The organism is Vibrio injensis (assembly GCF_001895205.1).
Classification (GTDB): domain Bacteria; phylum Pseudomonadota; class Gammaproteobacteria; order Enterobacterales; family Vibrionaceae; genus Vibrio; species Vibrio injensis.
Window position 1 is genome coordinate 17,193 of record NZ_BDJF01000010.1, and the last position, 17,028, is coordinate 34,220.

The 17,028-nt window shown below is 44.8% G+C and carries 11 protein-coding genes; 1 reads left to right on the top strand and 10 read right to left on the bottom strand.

Going from position 1 to position 17,028, the window contains the following annotated elements; translation table 11 throughout:
* Positions 1–233 precede the first annotated feature (233 nt).
* The 8 genes from BSR11_RS02825 to BSR11_RS02860 form a co-directional block, all read right to left on the bottom strand.
* Positions 234–1,181, bottom strand: coding sequence for a hypothetical protein (locus BSR11_RS02825; protein WP_072668984.1), 948 nt, complete (start codon positions 1,179–1,181; stop codon positions 234–236).
* Between the two features lie 21 nt (positions 1,182–1,202).
* Positions 1,203–2,156 carry a hypothetical protein gene (locus tag BSR11_RS02830; RefSeq protein WP_072668985.1) on the bottom strand — a complete coding sequence of 318 codons (954 nt, stop codon included), beginning with the start codon at positions 2,154–2,156 and terminating at the stop codon, positions 1,203–1,205.
* A 37-nt stretch (positions 2,157–2,193) separates the two neighbouring features.
* Positions 2,194–5,724, bottom strand: coding sequence for a toxin VasX (locus BSR11_RS02835; protein ID WP_072668986.1), 3,531 nt, complete (start codon positions 5,722–5,724; stop codon positions 2,194–2,196).
* Positions 5,714–6,520, bottom strand: coding sequence for a DUF4123 domain-containing protein (locus BSR11_RS02840; RefSeq protein WP_072668987.1), 807 nt, complete (start codon positions 6,518–6,520; stop codon positions 5,714–5,716). The genes BSR11_RS02835 and BSR11_RS02840 overlap by 11 nt, the downstream gene beginning before the upstream one ends.
* Positions 6,517–8,619 (bottom strand): type VI secretion system Vgr family protein, encoded by a 2,103-nt coding sequence (locus BSR11_RS02845; RefSeq protein ID WP_072668988.1) that lies wholly within the window; start codon positions 8,617–8,619, stop codon positions 6,517–6,519. Before BSR11_RS02845 ends, BSR11_RS02840 begins: the two co-directional genes overlap by 4 nt.
* Before the next feature lie 148 nt (positions 8,620–8,767).
* Positions 8,768–9,286, bottom strand: a complete 519-nt coding sequence (locus BSR11_RS02850) for an Hcp family type VI secretion system effector (protein WP_072668989.1) — start codon at positions 9,284–9,286, stop codon at positions 8,768–8,770.
* A 336-nt stretch (positions 9,287–9,622) separates the two neighbouring features.
* Positions 9,623–11,455: a glutamine--fructose-6-phosphate transaminase (isomerizing) gene (gene glmS / locus BSR11_RS02855; RefSeq protein WP_072668990.1), complete on the bottom strand. Its 1,833-nt coding sequence runs from the start codon at positions 11,453–11,455 to the stop codon at positions 9,623–9,625.
* Between the two features lie 83 nt (positions 11,456–11,538).
* Positions 11,539–12,300, bottom strand: a complete 762-nt coding sequence (locus BSR11_RS02860; RefSeq protein ID WP_072668991.1) for a DeoR/GlpR family DNA-binding transcription regulator — start codon at positions 12,298–12,300, stop codon at positions 11,539–11,541.
* 429 nt (positions 12,301–12,729) lie between these two features.
* On the opposite strand from BSR11_RS02860, the gene pykF reads away from it, so the two are divergent.
* Positions 12,730–14,142, top strand: coding sequence for a pyruvate kinase PykF (gene pykF / locus BSR11_RS02865; protein ID WP_072668992.1), 1,413 nt, complete (start codon positions 12,730–12,732; stop codon positions 14,140–14,142).
* Between the two features lie 105 nt (positions 14,143–14,247).
* On the opposite strand, the gene BSR11_RS02870 is transcribed toward pykF, so the two are convergent.
* Both BSR11_RS02870 and BSR11_RS02875 read right to left on the bottom strand, forming a co-directional pair.
* A complete protein-coding gene (locus tag BSR11_RS02870) occupies positions 14,248–16,089 on the bottom strand; it encodes a sensor domain-containing diguanylate cyclase (protein ID WP_072668993.1) in 1,842 nt (613 codons plus the stop codon).
* Positions 16,090–16,216: 127 nt separating this feature from the next.
* The gene (locus tag BSR11_RS02875) at positions 16,217–16,915 is read right to left on the bottom strand and encodes an oxidative stress defense protein (protein ID WP_072668994.1); all 699 of its coding nucleotides are present in this window, start codon (positions 16,913–16,915) and stop codon (positions 16,217–16,219) included.
* Positions 16,916–17,028 lie beyond the last annotated feature (113 nt).

Below are 17,028 nucleotides of genomic sequence, written 5' to 3' on the forward strand. Positions count from 1 at the left end.
CTCTCTGTGAATTGTTGCATTTCGAGCGCAGATAATCGCTCGTTCGAGCTTGAAATGCACTATACCGGAGTCAAATTGTTAACAATAGAGTGGACGGTTCAGAAATGTGATTAGCCGTTGAAAATCAGCCCTGCGGCTCCCTCTATTTCCTAACTATTGATGGATGGACCGTTGACAATTTGAAGAATAAACAGCTCTGAGTGGTATGCCATGCTCTCTTAACTCTGCTTAGCTCAAACTGATGGTGCGAAAATGTTTAATGTTGGGCCACTATCTGGCTGATTTTTTTGCTGCTCTGCGATTTGTTTCAGGGTTTGCTGATATTCTTCATCACTCATATCACGCCAGTATCGCGGATTGCGCCCAGTCTGCTTATCATAAGCGGCGGTGGTTGGGTCTCTCTCCCGCGCTGGCTCAAGCACTAAAATATCGGGCATGGGTTGGCTGATATCCATATAACGTTGGATCATATTCCACAACCGATAATACTCTGCCACCCGCTCATTACTGCCAATAAGGTTACCGATCGGCACCCCAACGGAATAATTATGATAACGATGCACCAACATCAAGTTGTAATTTAGGTGCCCTTGTGGGCTAGGGGCGGACATCAGCACACAGTCAAACTCAATAAACGGATGGCTAAAACGCTCTTTATTGCCTTTTTTAAACAGCGTCACCATACCGGTTTGGCGATTAAGGCTATAGACTCGCTTACTTTTTAAAAAGGGGGCCAGAAAAAGATGCCCAGCACTGACCAATTTAAAATGACCATAAATAAGTAAACAAGGAAGTGTTGTATACAAAGTAACAGTACCAAAATCTCCAGCCCAATCTTTCCATCCATACGGTCCAAATATCATGCCAGAAATCATGATCAGATAGAGAAGTGGTAAGAAAAAAAACAATGCAGCTTTAGCTAAGCCTACAATAAATAAGTACAACTGAGTCCAATTCGAAAAAGTTTCACTTTCTAAAGAGTTTTCATCCCAATAAGAAAGTTTATCCTCCTTTTCAGTCTCTTTGATATGCGAAGGTGTAATTTCCCCAGCCAAGGAGAGAGCAATCGTCTCATTGGCTTTCGTAAAAGGAAACACCTGCCCTTTGGTTAAGACGCGCCGTAAAAAACCTTGCGCTTCTTTAGCTGGTTGAAGGGTTAATTGCTCTGAGTGGTATGCCATGCTCACTTAACTCTGCTTAGCTTAAACTGATGGTGCGAAAATGTTTAATGTTGGGCCGCTATCTGGCTGCTTTTTTTGCTGCTCTGCGATTTGTTTCAGAGTTTGCTGGTATTCATCATCACTCATATCACGCCAGTATCGCGGATTGCGCCCAGTCTGCTTATCATAGGCGGCGGTGGTTGGGTCTCTCTCCCGCGCTGGCTCAAGCACTAAAATATCGGGCATGGGTTGGCTGATATCCATGTAACGTTGAATCATATTCCACAACCGATAATACTCTGCCACCCGCTCATTACTGCCAATAAGGTTACCGATCGGCACCCCAACGGAATAATTATGATAACGATGCACCAACATCAAGTTGTAATTTAGATGCCCTTGTGGGCTAGGGGCGGACATCAGCACACAGTCAAACTCAATAAACGGATGGCTAAAACGCTCTTTATTGCCTTTTTTAAACAGCGTCACCATGCCAGTTTGGCGATTAAGGCTATAGACTCGCTTACTTTTTAAAAAGGGCGCCAGAAAAAGATGCCCAGCGCTAACCAACTTAAAATGGCCATAAATAAGTAAACAAGGAAGTGTTGTATACAATGTCAGTTTATAAAACACATCGGGATAACTCTTCCCACCTCCCTTAAGGCTTGCACCAATAAAACCAATAAAAAATATTAAATAGCCAAGCGGTAAGATAACCACTAGCGACATTTTTGCTAAACCTACAATAAATAAGTACAACTGAGTCCAATTCGAAAAAGTTTCACTTTCTAAAGAGTTTTCATCCCAATAAGAAAGTTTATCCTCCTTTTCAGTCTCTTTGATATGCGAAGGTGTAATTTCCCCAGCCAAGGAGAGAGCAATGGTCTCATTGGCTTTCGTAAAAGGAAACACCTGCCCTTTGGTTAAGACACGCCGTAAAAAACCTTGTGCTTCCTTAGAAGGCTGTAGGGTTAATTGCTCTGAGTTGTATGCCATTATCATTCCTAATGTTTTTGATGACCGATACTACGCTTTACGCTAATACGGTATTTTTCGCCCAATCTTGATCGCTGTTGTTATCTAAAGCAAACGTTGGAACCACATTCACAATACGAGAATCATCACGCTCTTCTAATGCTAATGTCGGAAAGCTGGCCTGCTCAACGTGTAGCTTGGTTCTGAGCACAAAAACAGGCTGATAGCGATACTGATAAGAGCGCATCATCAGTAAGCTAAAATCGGTACTGTATTCGGGGACGGTTAAATCATATTTCACAAAATAGGCAGTACCTTCATTACGCTGCTCTTGATGGATAACCGTGACATTGTGCGAGCTTAAGTTAATCAGTTCACTGCTTTCCCTTGATCCCGTTCGGCTACTTGTTGTGGTCTTTTTTTCAATCGCTTGCCGAGCGTAAAACTCAACCCTGACCGATTGAGCATTGAGCAATGCCGCTAAATTGGTGTTGACATAAATCACATGGGTGGCTCCCAATCGTTGCATCTGCTCGGTGAACGCTTCAGGAAATTCGGTCTGCGCGCCTAAGCGGTACGCGTTGACCGATAGAGTAAAAATCAGCCCAATAAACCGCTCAAACGCCGTGGTTGGGTCTTGCAAATGCGCGTAAGTCGACGAGGGGGACTGACCAAACGGGCCATTTTTCAGCCATGCCTCCATTGGCGTATCCTTCCAAAACATATAGAGCGCGAAGCCTGCAACGGCTAGTCCAATCCCTAACCATGCCACTGGCCCCATACCAAATAACACCGGAGCGCTGGTGGTAAAAAAACCCGTTGCAACCGTGGTGGTTAGCGTCCCTAGCGCCACCATACCCAGCGCAACGCTGGCATCACGATCGTTGTTTTGCCAATGACGCATGGCATCCCAACCAGCAATACCCGCAGTTAAAAAACCAGCACCAATACTTATGACACCTAATCGACTAATGCTGGAAACCAAACCCACCTTACCATTTCTAAACGTCATTTTTTTCACAAGGAAGTCAGGCATAACAAGTGCGGTTTTATGTGAAACTGCTGCCAAACGAGAGGCATTTTGTGTATACAGGTTTGAAGCATGGGTAATAGCGATACCAAGATCCAGAGCTGCACTTAGCGCGTTAGATCCTGAGAAAAACACATCTTTTTCATCAAAAATATTCTTCATGTATTGCTGATTATTTTTCAGGTTAATCAATTCCACTACCGCAATAAAGTAAGGGACTCTGAATTTTTCATAAGCATTACTGACGTTGAGATCGGTACGATTCATATCTCGTAACGCCCTTTGTGTATTCGCTTGATTGAGGGCCGCCGCCATGCGGCTTTCTTGAGAGACCACCACCACTTTAAGTGGTGATTTAGCCCCGACTGAACCTCGACTTTCTGAAATCAGATCGCTGGAACTAAAAGCATTTTTATTGGTCGATGCCACCAATTTACCCGAACGATCATACAAACGACCAAACGCTGATTTCTTCTTCGAGTCGACAAATTCACGATCAGCGGCGCTCAATCCATAACTCAAGCCATGACCATGCACACCAACCACCGTACCTTTCAGCTCAGCACCACTGACGGGTACATAAGTGATATCTCCCCACATTTTGGCATTAGTGGCTTTCATTAAACCGAGTACAGGCGCATAAGCAGCGTTAAATTGAATCACTTTTGCTTCATTGGCAAGATCTTGGCTGAGATTTAATAAAGTATCAAAATACCCTCTTAAAATTTCATCCATAATGTTAGCGACTCGCCGCTCAAGATTAAAAGCTTTTTCTTGGTTGCTATTGGCTGGCGACATAAAAGCTAGGTCCATCACTTGCAACTGCTCATCTTGAATGAGCATATCCTCTTTTGACCACAAAGCTAACGATTCAAGCGTGGCAAACCCAGAGCCTGAGTTAGAAGGTTCTGGCGCGCTATAGCTGGCCTCTTCCAAACTTATCGCGCCATCTTCTGAAAACAAAAGTCGGTGCAAAGGATGGTTATCGGTGGAAGAAAGAATTTGTCTGGCGGTGTCTAAATAGGGCGAATGAACATCACTTTCAGGGTTTGACATTTGATCCAATTTATCAATATTCACGCTCAGCGCACTCAGCGCATAACCAACAATCACATGCGCGGCCGATGCGTTAATATCGTTCATTGAGCTAATATCACGTAAAACATCAGCTAATCGCTGCTGGTTCACCAGTGATTGGAGCTGGCCTTGTAACCACTTCACATCTGTACAGCAGCATTGTCGTTCGGTGGTACGTAAGGTTCGGTGGAAAACACCCCCGTAGTAATTATCCATAGCATTACGATATTGATAGTACGGATTATCTTGTTGTCCAAATTTGGCTGGAAGCACCAGTTTCTGCACGAGTTCCGCACTGCGGTAGTACTTCTGCTGGCTCATATCCACATAAACCTGTTGTAAATACCCAACCGCTGATTGAGTCAGAAAAGCGTGATGTCTTAAATCAAACAAGGGATCATCAACGACAATCGCCCTTAAATGGCGTTGTTTCGCGTCTTCTAAAACATCACTCGAGCCCCCTATTGTCCATGATTCTGCTTGAGCAGGGTCGGCGTTAATTATCTCCACTAACGCCGCTTGCTTCATAGCATATTCATATCGGTAAGGCTGTGCATATTTAAATACCTGTACAGCTTTATCTCCATCATCATCAGCGGATAACATTTCCTCTTTGATGGTTTGATAAGTGCGTGTTACCCACTGCCCAGAGAGATCACGGTTGAGATTACTTGGCTCAGCAAGAAACAACTCAAGCTCTGGCGTTCTTGCGCGCATTGTCGGCAGTAAACTGGCTTTCAATACATCGGTATTGCCCTCTACATTCAGTTGATGGAGGGCAAAGGCTCGTTGCACTAATTCGTTTTGATTCGCTTCAAGATAATTAAGGTATTGCGCACTCCACTGAACTTCTGAAAAGGCAATATGAACACGCGCATTGTTATTCTTTTCTTTCGCCGGTACCCAAATCTCTTTTAATGCAGCACCTGTTGCCATTCGAGCTTCCTCTTTAAACGGCTCATCTCTACCAGTACGATAGTGATGAAGATGCACATCTTTAAGAGAATACTCGCCACTCTCTTCTGGGCTTATTTGAATTTCACGCCATGCTTTGTGATTGTAAAAAATATAAATAAAACCAGCACGAACAGGAGCGATTCTATCTCTATAGGTTAAAGACGATTGATACGTGGGCAGAAGGGTGAAAGGTAAAACAGCGTGCACCAAGTAATCTTGCTCATTTTGCTTTCTAGATATAGCGGTAACATCATGGAAAAGCGGTAATTTGATTGGTTCACCTTCCGCTTCAATTTTCAGCCACACATTCCGATTGTCGCTCTCATCACACCAATCCCAACTGTATACCGTACTGTCATCAAGTTCAGGATCAATGTTTTTTTTCGCATCAAGAGCGACCTGTTGTGACGTATCCGCTAAATCATAAAACTCAAAGTCATGTTCTGATCCATGCTGTATACCTGTAACTTCAATAAAAAACTTCTTACCATCACAGCTCGGATTCGAAGCAAACTTAGTAGACATGTTTATTCTCCCTAGACAGTAAGTGTTCTAACTGTTCGACGATATTCTCTGATGTTTGATGAGGTTTAGACTGAAAATTAAGCCCATTGAGATCAACATCATAGCGATGAATTACGTGGCGTAATCGAGAACATAATTGAGGATCCGTTATTTGGTGTTGTGAAAAAAAGAGAGGCGCCATTTTCTGCTTCTGCCAATTCACCCCGTCAATACGGTTTGCTATCGCCCACTGAGCGATATCACTTTCATCGTATTTATCGTTGAGGGCGCTCTCCTGAGATTCGGTAAGCTGCCAAAGAGTTAACGCCTGCAGTTCTCCCTCACCGACAACATTTATCCAGTTCGCTAAATCACTGTGTGTTTGACGATAGAAATAAAGGCCACTGAAACACCCTAGCCATTTCGCCGTATCTACTGCATTTGAACGCTGAAAAAAATAACTGGCAACAGAAGGAAGATAATAATGAAATAATCCTCTTCGGTTACCTGAAAATTGAACATATAAACGGTTTCTCAAATGAGCAATAGCTTCATCGAAGGAGACGTGCAACGGTGCTGAGAAATACAGTGTGTGCTCTTTGGGTAAGCTATTTACTATTGGATCTTCAGCTTGCAGAGCAATCACTAGAGGACTTCTATTGAGTAACGATTCAACCGGGGTCGATAAATATAAAGGCTCAACCAAGTGACCAGAGATACTCTCATAAACCTCAGCCTGCATATTGTGGTAATGGTTAACGAGCGCAAACCAATTCACAGCAATATTATTACAATGTTTTTCAAGGACTAACATCATTGATTATTTCCACAAGGGCAATCACTTAACGGACAACTTCCATCAGAACGCTTCTGACAAACCTGAGTGATCGGCGTCTCTGTTTTAATATCAGCGATGACTTGTTGAGTTAAACTCGCCGTAGGTTGCACAAAAGGCATAACTTGTGGGACACTTGGAGCTTGTAACCCAAAAGGCAACTCGGCCATTTTACCGCCATAGCCCGAGCCGCTGCCTGCGCTACCGCCGGAGTTTAAATTAATGGCCGCGCCCACCACATGCACACCGCCAGCATCGACTTTGACAAAACTGCCGCCCGCTTGAATAGTAATTTCACTCCCTGCGTCTAACACCAGTTTATTGCCCGCTTTTAAATGCACTTCATTGCCAGCGTCCATCACCATCTTATCCGCTACTTTTTGCTGTAGTGCACCGCCAACCTCGACACTGTGGTCTTGACCGACTTTCAAGCGACGCTCGCCATCCACCGTCAGATGCTGATGATGGTGGATATGGCTAAACTGGTCGTTCTCTACCGTCAGATGCTTATCGTGTTTAATGTGCATCGTCGCATCATTAAGCACCAAGCCCTCAACATCCTTTTGTGCATGCAGGTAGATTTTCTCTTGCCCAGCTTGGTCTTCAAAGCTCAGTTCGTTAAACCCTTCCCCTTGGTGGCTTTCACTGCGCAGCACCGTTTTGGTTTTGTGCTCTGGCAAAGAGTAAGGCGGTTGGTTGGTCGCGTGATAAGTGCGACCGGTGACGATAGGCTGGTCTGGGTCGCCGTTTAAAAACGAAACGATCACTTCATGACCCACTCGCGGAATAGCCATCATGCCGTATTGACTGCCCGCCCAACCTTGTGACACTCGCACCCAACAAGAGCTGTGCTCATCGCCGTTCGAATATCTGTCCCACGGAAAATGCAGCTTAACGCGGCCATGTTCATCACAGAAGATTTCTTCGTTTTCCGGACCGACCACCATCGCGATACACGGGCCATCCACTTGCGGCTTCACTTGAGGCGTCGCACGCCAGTTCACCTCGGCTGGGATAAGGGTAAATTGGTTACTGTAAGTGGTCGCGCCGCTGCCCCCTTCTTCTTCCAAGGCTTGGGGCTGATGACCCTCATGCTGCACGTAGACCACCACCCAATCACGGTTCACGCTCTCATCGAGATGGTCTTGTAAATCAAACTTAGCGCCCGCGTGTAGGTCTGGATGGTTACTTTTTCCCGTTGCGGTGCGCGCGTCTCGACGTAGGTACTCTAAACGTATCTGGTTAAAGGCTTTGCCGCTGACATCGTCTTTAAAGCGCCCCGGCGCATCAAAGTATTCGTAGGTGTCGCGCTGATAGTCTATCCCTTGCCCGTGTGCTTGCTGAGCAAAGGAATAACTTGGCTTTTTAAAGCTGTAATCTTGTAAGACGGTGTGACTGACGTGACTTTGGGTGTGTTGCTCAAAAGCAGAAATATACGGGCTGTCTATCACGCCCCCCGCTAGTGCATTAAAAGGGATCGGCGTATCCAGTTTGGGGAGCCCTTGGCTGTCGTCGGTGAACAGTAAGGTGTGTTTCTCGTCTTCATGAATAAAGTGATACACCAGCCCCTCTTCCGCCGCTAAGCGATGCAGAAAAGCCAAGTCGGTTTCTCGATACTGAACACAAAACTCACGTTGGGCACAGTCACGCTGCAAGGAAAAGGCGTAATCGGTAATGCCCATCTCTTCTAATAACGTGGCGATGATGTCGGGAGCCGTCTGGAGCTGAAAGATGCGACTGTTATGGCGCAGCGATAAACGCTCTAAAGCGGGCACCAGCGTTAATCCATAAAAGGTATGGCGATGCCCAATGTTGCCTTGGCTGAACTGACGGACAATACCATGCACCCGCTGCACGAGTAAGCCATCACGCCACATTTCTAACTGTGCTGTTTTATCAACAACGTCTAGCGCGGTTAAGTCTGAGCGGCGGCTGGCAAGCTGGATGTGGTAACGAAAACCATAACAATGCTGACCATCCTGCTGGCTGTCCGACAGCGATTCGACACCTTGATATTTATGCACCATCAAGACATCGTCTGCCAACCCATCCACTTTTAGCCGAAAACGTAACCTTGCCATTGCTCTTTCCTTCCATCTACATCATCAATGTCGAAAAACCTTAAGCACAACACCGCCACCACTCGGTATTGTGCTTAAGGTTTTTTAAACAGGGCGCTCACCCCAAGGATATGAAATACGGATGAGCGCCCCACATTACTTAGCGTGATTACGCTTCAACTGGCTTACGCCAATCGTCAGAGCCTGACGTGCCTGCGTTCACATGATCCCATAGGATCTTGCGGTAAGACATAGAAACCGTCACGTTTTGAGTGAAATCAGAATTCGTTGGATCTTGGCAGTGCGGCATCTCACAACGAATATCAACAATAGAAGCACTTTCTAGTTTGGTGGTAAAGAAGTTCTCTTGTTTGCCTTCGATAGAGGTGCGGTACCATTTAAGCTCGACCGACTTCATCTTCTCACCAGATGCCAATGCGTTGTACAGAAGAGGAACCGCTTTGTTCAGTGCTACCGTAAATTTGAATGGCTTGTGGACACGTTGACCTGAAGGCTGGCCTGATTGCGGGTCAGTCGGTACCGTCACCACGTGGTCAAATTGTTGAACCAGCATTTGGTCTTCATGGCCTTCAACAAATGCATCACCGATAGAATCAGTAGACAGAGCACCCGCTGTGATAAGACCCTGAGTTTCGCCTTCGATAGAGATATAACATGGAGTTGGCATTGCAAATTCCTTATTGTGTGAATAAACGCGACGCACATCGTCGCAATATGCAACACCAACAAAGCAAGGAGCATGCCAAAAATAAATATCAACAATTTCAATCATTTAAAAAATGATCAATTTAAGCTGAGCAAGATCTTGCCCAGCTGGGCAACTTTTTGCTCGCCCGGGCAAGATCTTGCTTGCAGAAATGTAGAGAGATAACCATATTACCCAGTGTTATCTGACACTATACTTTGCATCCTTCCACATTAGCCAACTCACCCAAAAGGATATAACCTTCCTACTTGAAGCTTTATTCCTCTCCTACATCAGCTCAGCATCATCGAAGCATGATTATTCGACTGTCACTGCTTTGGCAAGGTTACGTGGTTGATCAACATCTGTCCCTTTGATCAAGGCGACGTGATAAGACAATAACTGCATCGGAATCGTGTAATAGATCGGCGCAGTAATAGTACTAACGGGCGGCATAGTGATGATTTTCATCGTCGCATCTTCAGCAAAACCAGCGTCTTGATCGGCAAAGACATACAACAAACCACCACGCGCTCGCACTTCTTCGATGTTTGATTTGAGCTTTTCAAGTAAATCATTACTTGGAGCCACAACAACGACTGGCATATCAGCATCAATCAGTGCGAGTGGCCCATGTTTTAACTCACCTGCCGCATAAGCTTCTGCGTGGATGTAAGAGATTTCTTTGAGTTTTAATGACGCCTCAACGGCAATAGGGTAAAACTCACCACGGCCTAAAAATAGCGTGTGGTGTTTATCGGCAAACTCTTCAGCAATCGCTTCAATCTGTTTTTCACAGCCAAGGGCTTGCTCTATTTGTCTTGGTAAGGCATGCAACGCTTGAACAATTTCAGCTTCTAACGCGCGGTTTATGACTTGCTTTTGTTTGCCTAATGCGGTGACAAGCATGAGTAAAGCAGCGAGCTGAGTGGTAAAAGCTTTGGTTGATGCAACGCCAATTTCTGTTCCAGCACGAGTCATAAAAGCAAAATCAGACTCGCGAACTAAAGATGAACCCGCGACGTTACAAATCGTCATCGCCGCCATGTAGCCTTTCTCTTTCGCTAGGCGCAATGCTGCCAGTGTATCGGCGGTTTCGCCTGATTGAGATAAGGTGATTAATAGGCTATTGGGGCGAGCAACAAATTTACGGTAGCGAAATTCAGAGGCAATTTCAACATCGCAGCTCACGCCGGATAAAGCTTCAAACCAGTAACGAGCCGTCATACCTGCGTTGTACGAGGTACCACAGGCGACAATTTGGATGTGCTCAACTTTCGCTAAAATTTCCGCAGCATTGACGCCAATACTCTCGGTGATCACGCTATCGTGAGTGATGCGCCCTTCCATCGTATTGATCAGCGCTGTGGGTTGCTCGAAAATTTCTTTTTGCATAAAGTGGCGAAACTTACCTTTATCACCAGCATCGTGTTCAGCGTTCGACTCAATCACTTCACGCATTACCTGCTCGCCATTGGCAGCAAAAATATTCACCTCACGGCGAGTCACTTCAGCAACATCGCCCTCTTCAAGGAACATAAAACGGCGAGTCACATTGAGTAACGCCAATTGATCAGAAGCCAAGAAGTTTTCACCCACACCTAAACCAATCACAATTGGGCTGCCTGAGCGAGCGACGACAACTCGGCTAGGATCGGTGCAATCGAGCACGACGGTACCGTACGCGCCTTCCAGCTGTTTAACCGTTTTTTGTACCGCTTCAAGCAAAGTGCTTGCAGAGCGACGCTCCCACTCAACCAAATGAGCAATAACCTCGGTATCGGTTTGTGATTCAAAAACATAGCCACGGTCTTGTAATACGGTTCGCAGTGATGCGTGGTTTTCAATAATGCCATTATGGACCACGGTAATCGTGCCCGATAGATGTGGATGAGCATTAATTTCTGACGGTTCACCATGAGTCGCCCAACGAGTATGGGCAATGCCTGTACCGCCAATGACTTTTTGCTGCTCGACCGCATCCGCTAATTCTTGCACTTTTCCTAAGCGACGTACGCGAGTGAGCGTATTCTCACTATCCACCACCGCAACGCCGGCAGAATCATAGCCTCGATATTCCAAACGACGTAAACCTTCGACTAAAATTTCCGCCACATCACGCTGCGCAACCGCGCCAACAATTCCACACATCTTCACACTCCATTTATTTCGATCTTTTTTCCACCAGTAGATCGCCCGTTAACAGCCATATACTGATGAGTAGATAATCATGTTTACGCTCGAATCACTCGTACACGATGAGATTCAATTTGTTTGAGATAGGCGTCGCTGAGATCGCTGTCCGTCACTAAGACATCAATACAATCCCAAGCCAGCTCTAAGTTGGGGATTTTTCGGCCAATCTTTTCTGATTCAATCATCACGATCACTTCGCGTGACACTTCCGCCATCACTTTGCTTAATCCGGTTAACTCATTGAACGTAGTCGTGCCACGATCAAGATCAACACCATCAGCACCAATAAATAACTGATCAAAGTCGTAAGAACGCAACACAGATTCAGCAACCTGACCTTGGAAAGATTCAGAATGAGTGTCCCAAGTGCCACCGGTCATCAGTAGTGTCGGCTCACTTTCTAGCTCATTGAGGGCATTGGCAACATGCAATGAGTTGGTCATAACCACTAAGCCACGTTTATCGTTCAATTGCTGGATCAGTGCTGCCGTGGTACTGCCACTATCAATCACAATTCGATTATGATCTCTGATCAGCTTAGCGGCTTGTTTGGCTAGCTCCACCTTTCGAACCGAAACTTTTTCATTCAATTCATCTGCCATCACTTCTTTTGGCAAAGCGATCGCGCCACCATAACGTCTAAGTAATAGACCATTGGTTTCTAATGAGGCAAGATCCTTTCTAATCGTGACTTCTGAGGTAGAAAACTGCTGGGAAAGTGCTTCGACACTTACCTCGCCTTGTTGATTGACTAAACTGGCGATCGCGTGTCTTCGTAGCTGGGTATTTCGTTTCGACATGAGGTTTGACTTTTTAAGTTTCGATTCGAAACCAATTATAATCACTTCGAAACATTTTAGTCTATTTATTTCGATACAAAAAATTAATAATTAGCGCTAAAACCTTGTTCTAAGACAAGTCTTAAATCGTGATATTGGCAGCATTAGGTGATAGAATTCGCATCCGAAAAGAAAAAAAATTACAGAACTTGACGTAAATTTTTAACCACAATGGCTATTTGTAGACGTTGTGGCTTTGTTTGTGAAATTTCACCTCAGATAAGCAGTCATAAAATGACTAAATCTGTTGAAAGACTTTCAGCTTTAGAGTGAAACAGACTCGTGAAACCTAAGAGGCAAACGGAGACGCTTGCCATTACCGAGAACACTTTAAGGTTAAGCATTACCCTTTAAATTCATCTTAAATTTATTTACCGGAGAGCACTTTCCATGAAAAAGACCAAAATCGTTTGTACGATTGGCCCTAAAACTGAATCTGTAGAAAAACTGACTGAGCTAGTCAATGCGGGCATGAACGTCATGCGTCTTAACTTCTCTCACGGTGACTTCGTTGAGCACGGCACTCGTATCGCCAACTTCCGCAAGGTAATGGAAAACACCGGTAAGCAACTAGCGATTCTATTGGATACTAAAGGTCCTGAAATTCGCACTATCAAACTAGAAAATGGGGATGATGTTGATCTCGTTGCTGGTCAAGAGTTCACGTTTACTACCGATACTTCAGTTGTCGGTAACAAAGACATCGTTGCTGTAACTTACGCAGGTTTTGCTAAAGATCTCGCAGCAGGTAACACTATTTTAGTCGATGACGGCCTGATCGAAATGAAAGTGATTGCCACCACTGAGACTGAAGTGAAATGTAAAGTCCTTAACAACGGCGCACTGGGCGAAAATAAAGGCGTTAACCTACCTAACGTTTCAGTTAACCTACCAGCGCTTTCTGAAAAAGATAAAGCTGACCTAAAATTTGGTTGTGAGCAAGGTGTTGATTTCGTTGCTGCTTCTTTCATTCGTAAGGCAGATGACGTACGTGAAATTCGCGAACTGCTGACTGCCAACGGCGGCGCAGATATCCAAATTATCTCTAAAATTGAAAACCAAGAAGGCGTGGATAACTTCGACGAAATTCTTGAGCTTTCTGACGGTATCATGGTCGCTCGTGGTGACCTAGGTGTTGAGATCCCTGCTGAAGAAGTTATCTTTGCGCAAAAGATGATGATTGAGAAATGTAACCGCGCACGTAAAGTGGTTATTACGGCAACGCAAATGCTAGATTCAATGATCAAAAACCCACGTCCAACGCGCGCAGAAGCGGGTGATGTGGCTAACGCAATCATGGACGGTACTGACGCAGTCATGCTTTCTGGTGAAACGGCTAAAGGGAAATACCCAGTTGAAGCCGTCACTATCATGGCGCAAATCGCTAACCGTACTGATGCAGCATTAAAAGCTGAGCTTGGTTCTCGTTTAGATAGCCCACGTCTACGTATTACTGAAGCCGTTTGTAAAGGCGCGGTGGATACTGCTGAGAAACTAGCAGCACCATTAATTGTTGTGGCAACTGAAGCAGGTAAATCTGCACGTTCAGTACGTAAATATTTCCCAACCGCTAACATTATTGCGGTAACAACCAACAAGAAAACGGCCGCTCAACTCGTACTGAGCAAAGGCGTCACTCCTGTCGTGGTTGATGCGATTGAAAGCACTGATGATTTTTACCGTCTAGGAAAAGAGATTGCTCTAGAATCTGGTTTAGGTAAGAAAGGCGACATCGCGGTGATGGTTTCAGGTGCATTGGTTGCATCAGGTACAACCAATACCGCTTCTGTTCACGTTCTATAATCGTTGCTCGATACCGAGAAAGTGATCAACTAAACGCAAAGCGGGGCTGAAAGCCCCGTTTTTTTATCTCGCTAATACCGACACCAAGATTATCTTAACCGATGATTAGCTCTCCTGACTTAAAAAAGTCGACACCTGATTGCGCCCCGATTTTTTCGACTCATACAGAGCGATATCGGCGCACTTATAGGAACGTGTCGCATCAAGAGTTAAGTCAGTAATGCCAGCACTGACGGTCACGGATAAATGCGGTTCGGCTTCCACCGCCCCTCTTAATTGCTCAATAATCTGCTGCGCTTGCTCAATGCGGGTCGAGGGCATAATAACGGCGAACTCTTCACCACCAATTCGTGCGATAAAGTCATAACTGCGAAGATGTTGAGTCAGTAAACGCGCCACATCGATGATCACTCGATCACCTTGATCGTGACCTTGTTCATCATTAACACGCTTAAAGAAATCAATATCTAATAACACCAAACAGACGGGATAAGCATTCCCCTCAGCTTGAATACGCTCCACCTGATGAGTAAGCTCTAATTCAAACTTACGTCGATTCCATAACTGAGTCAGGCTATCTTTCTCACTTAATTCACGCAGCTTATTCTCTAATAGTTTGCGCTCAGAGATATCAACAATTGAAGTAATATAATAACTTACTCGCCCAGCCTCGATAATTCCTTGAATACGTATTAACGTAGTCAACATATCACCTTGCGCAGTAGCGAACTCGACTTCCCCTTGCCAATATTGCTCGCTGGTAATTCGCTCTAAGACACTTAATATAAATGGCATGCCGTTATGATAAAGCAAGGTTTTCAGTCCGTTACGGCCGATCGCCCACGCTTTTGGTAACCCCGTCATACGTTCGAACTCATTATTAACCATCATGATTTGATGATGTTTATCGGCGATCATCACCGCGGTCATACCATTTAGTGCTGCGCGTGCAAGCTTACTTTCTATATCGCGTCGATGGTAATGCAACACCATCGATAAGGTCGGTAAAGTAAAAAGCATCACCATGAGCAATACAAATAACCCTTCTTTGATTAGGTCATTTAAATCACGTTCGGCGCGCTGTGCTAATTCTTCCGGAGTTAAATGAACAATCAAATACATCGCTTGATCATCGGTTAATGAAATAGATGCAAAGGCTATTAAATGCCCCTGTTCAAGCTGATATCCCGTATTTGCGGTCTGCATACGTTGCCACGTCAGCGGAAAACGTTGTGCGAGATTATCGTCCAGTATAAAAGGCTTCATTAACGCGTGTTGTGATAACTTATGACTCAAGACAACCCCTTGGTCAGTGACGATTTCGGGTTGTAAATCGCGTTGTAAGCTATAACTGACTCGCTCGGCTAAACGCCAAAGATTAATATCCATCATGATATAGCCGTAACGCAGTCCAAATACCTTAACTGGCGTGATGAGCTGCATCGATGGCATCGGATCGGGAGTATTCCACCCCCAAATCCCCACTTGCTCGTCACTGAGCAGCTCAGCAAGTGCAAGTCGTTCACTACTGAGTTGATTGTCCAGTGCATGACTGATCACTTTGCTCGACTCTGTAGCCGAGTACATCACCCCGACATTGGCTTGGCCTTCATTATCAAAAAAGACGATTGAGTTATACCATTTTTGATAATGAGCAACGGACGCAAAAGCCTCTTCGAGTAGACGCTGATTGTTCGGCTCAGGCGAGAAGGCATAGTCACAAGTCGTCTGACTATGACTGAGTAGATGAATGATAGATAAAAGCTGATCTTGAATATTGGCGTACTCTCTCACACCATAAGAGAGTTGATGAAGCGCTTGCTGAGCGGCGTGATTAATATGATTTTGCTTAATATTTTGATAACGCTGAGCATAATAGAAAACGATGATTGAGGTGGTCAAAGCACAGGCAATGAGAAGAAAAGCAATCGTTCTAGAAAATCTCATAACCCTAATTTTATACACTCAGTCGTTTTAGAATGCGCATTATAACAGCATTTTCTTATTGCTGAACAAAAAACTAGCGAATGTCAATCAAGCGCACCAGTGCAATCGGGTGCGCTTGAGGCAAAATTTAATGGGTCAATTTATAAATCACATCGACTCGATCACGAATAACAATGGTTGAATCTTGATAACTCTGACTCACTTCTGCGCTATCGGCCATACTAACTGAACGCATCATCACCGGCTGAGGAGTGATTGAACTGTATTCAATACGCCATACAGGCCCCAACTTGCTTTGAAAGCCAGCTGCTAATGAATTGGCTTTTTGTTTGGCATCTTCAATCGCTGCCATTCTCGCTTGCTGTTGGTATTTGGCTTGTTCACTGACTTTTAGCTGAACGTTATCGACCTGATTAATACCCAAAGCCAATGCTAAGTCTAAGTACTGATTCAAAGCACTGAGTTTTTCCACATCAACGGTGACACTTCTCTGCGCTCGATAGCCAACTAACTCAGGCTGTCCAGACTTTGGATAATGATACTGGGGAGTGAGATACAAATTTGAACTGGAGATATCTTCACTTTTTACGCCAGATTGCTTAAGACTATCGACAAAGTCCGCGACCACTTTATCTACCGTTGCTTTCGCTTGCTCAGCATTCATCGTGGTTTCAACCACCTTAACGGAAAACTGTGCTCTATCTGGTTGAGCAATCACTTCACCATAGCCGGAAGTCACGATATGAGGAAAGTTCATTTGCTGAGCTTGCACACTCACCGCCGTAAGACTGCATAAAACCATAAGCCATTGACGTAGCCATTTCATATTACTCATCCTTTATATGTTGGGAAAACACTGTGATACCTAAATTGACTTAAGTCACTGGACTATCATAAGCCAATATAGAACGATTCACTTGGTATTGCTGATAAACTGAC

Bases quoted from the DNA above. Each gene is read 5' to 3' on its own strand.
- BSR11_RS02825 (WP_072668984.1), bottom strand. From the start codon at position 1,181: ATGGCATACCACTCAGAGCAATTAACCCTTCAACCAGCTAAAGAAGCG.
- BSR11_RS02830 (WP_072668985.1), bottom strand. From the start codon at position 2,156: ATGGCATACAACTCAGAGCAATTAACCCTACAGCCTTCTAAGGAAGCA.
- BSR11_RS02835 (WP_072668986.1), bottom strand. From the start codon at position 5,724: ATGTCTACTAAGTTTGCTTCGAATCCGAGCTGTGATGGTAAGAAGTTT.
- BSR11_RS02840 (WP_072668987.1), bottom strand. From the start codon at position 6,520: ATGATGTTAGTCCTTGAAAAACATTGTAATAATATTGCTGTGAATTGG.
- BSR11_RS02845 (WP_072668988.1), bottom strand. From the start codon at position 8,619: ATGGCAAGGTTACGTTTTCGGCTAAAAGTGGATGGGTTGGCAGACGAT.
- BSR11_RS02850 (WP_072668989.1), bottom strand. From the start codon at position 9,286: ATGCCAACTCCATGTTATATCTCTATCGAAGGCGAAACTCAGGGTCTT.
- glmS (WP_072668990.1), bottom strand. From the start codon at position 11,455: ATGTGTGGAATTGTTGGCGCGGTTGCGCAGCGTGATGTGGCGGAAATT.
- BSR11_RS02860 (WP_072668991.1), bottom strand. From the start codon at position 12,300: ATGTCGAAACGAAATACCCAGCTACGAAGACACGCGATCGCCAGTTTA.
- pykF (WP_072668992.1), top strand. From the start codon at position 12,730: ATGAAAAAGACCAAAATCGTTTGTACGATTGGCCCTAAAACTGAATCT.
- BSR11_RS02870 (WP_072668993.1), bottom strand. From the start codon at position 16,089: ATGAGATTTTCTAGAACGATTGCTTTTCTTCTCATTGCCTGTGCTTTG.
- BSR11_RS02875 (WP_072668994.1), bottom strand. From the start codon at position 16,915: ATGAAATGGCTACGTCAATGGCTTATGGTTTTATGCAGTCTTACGGCG.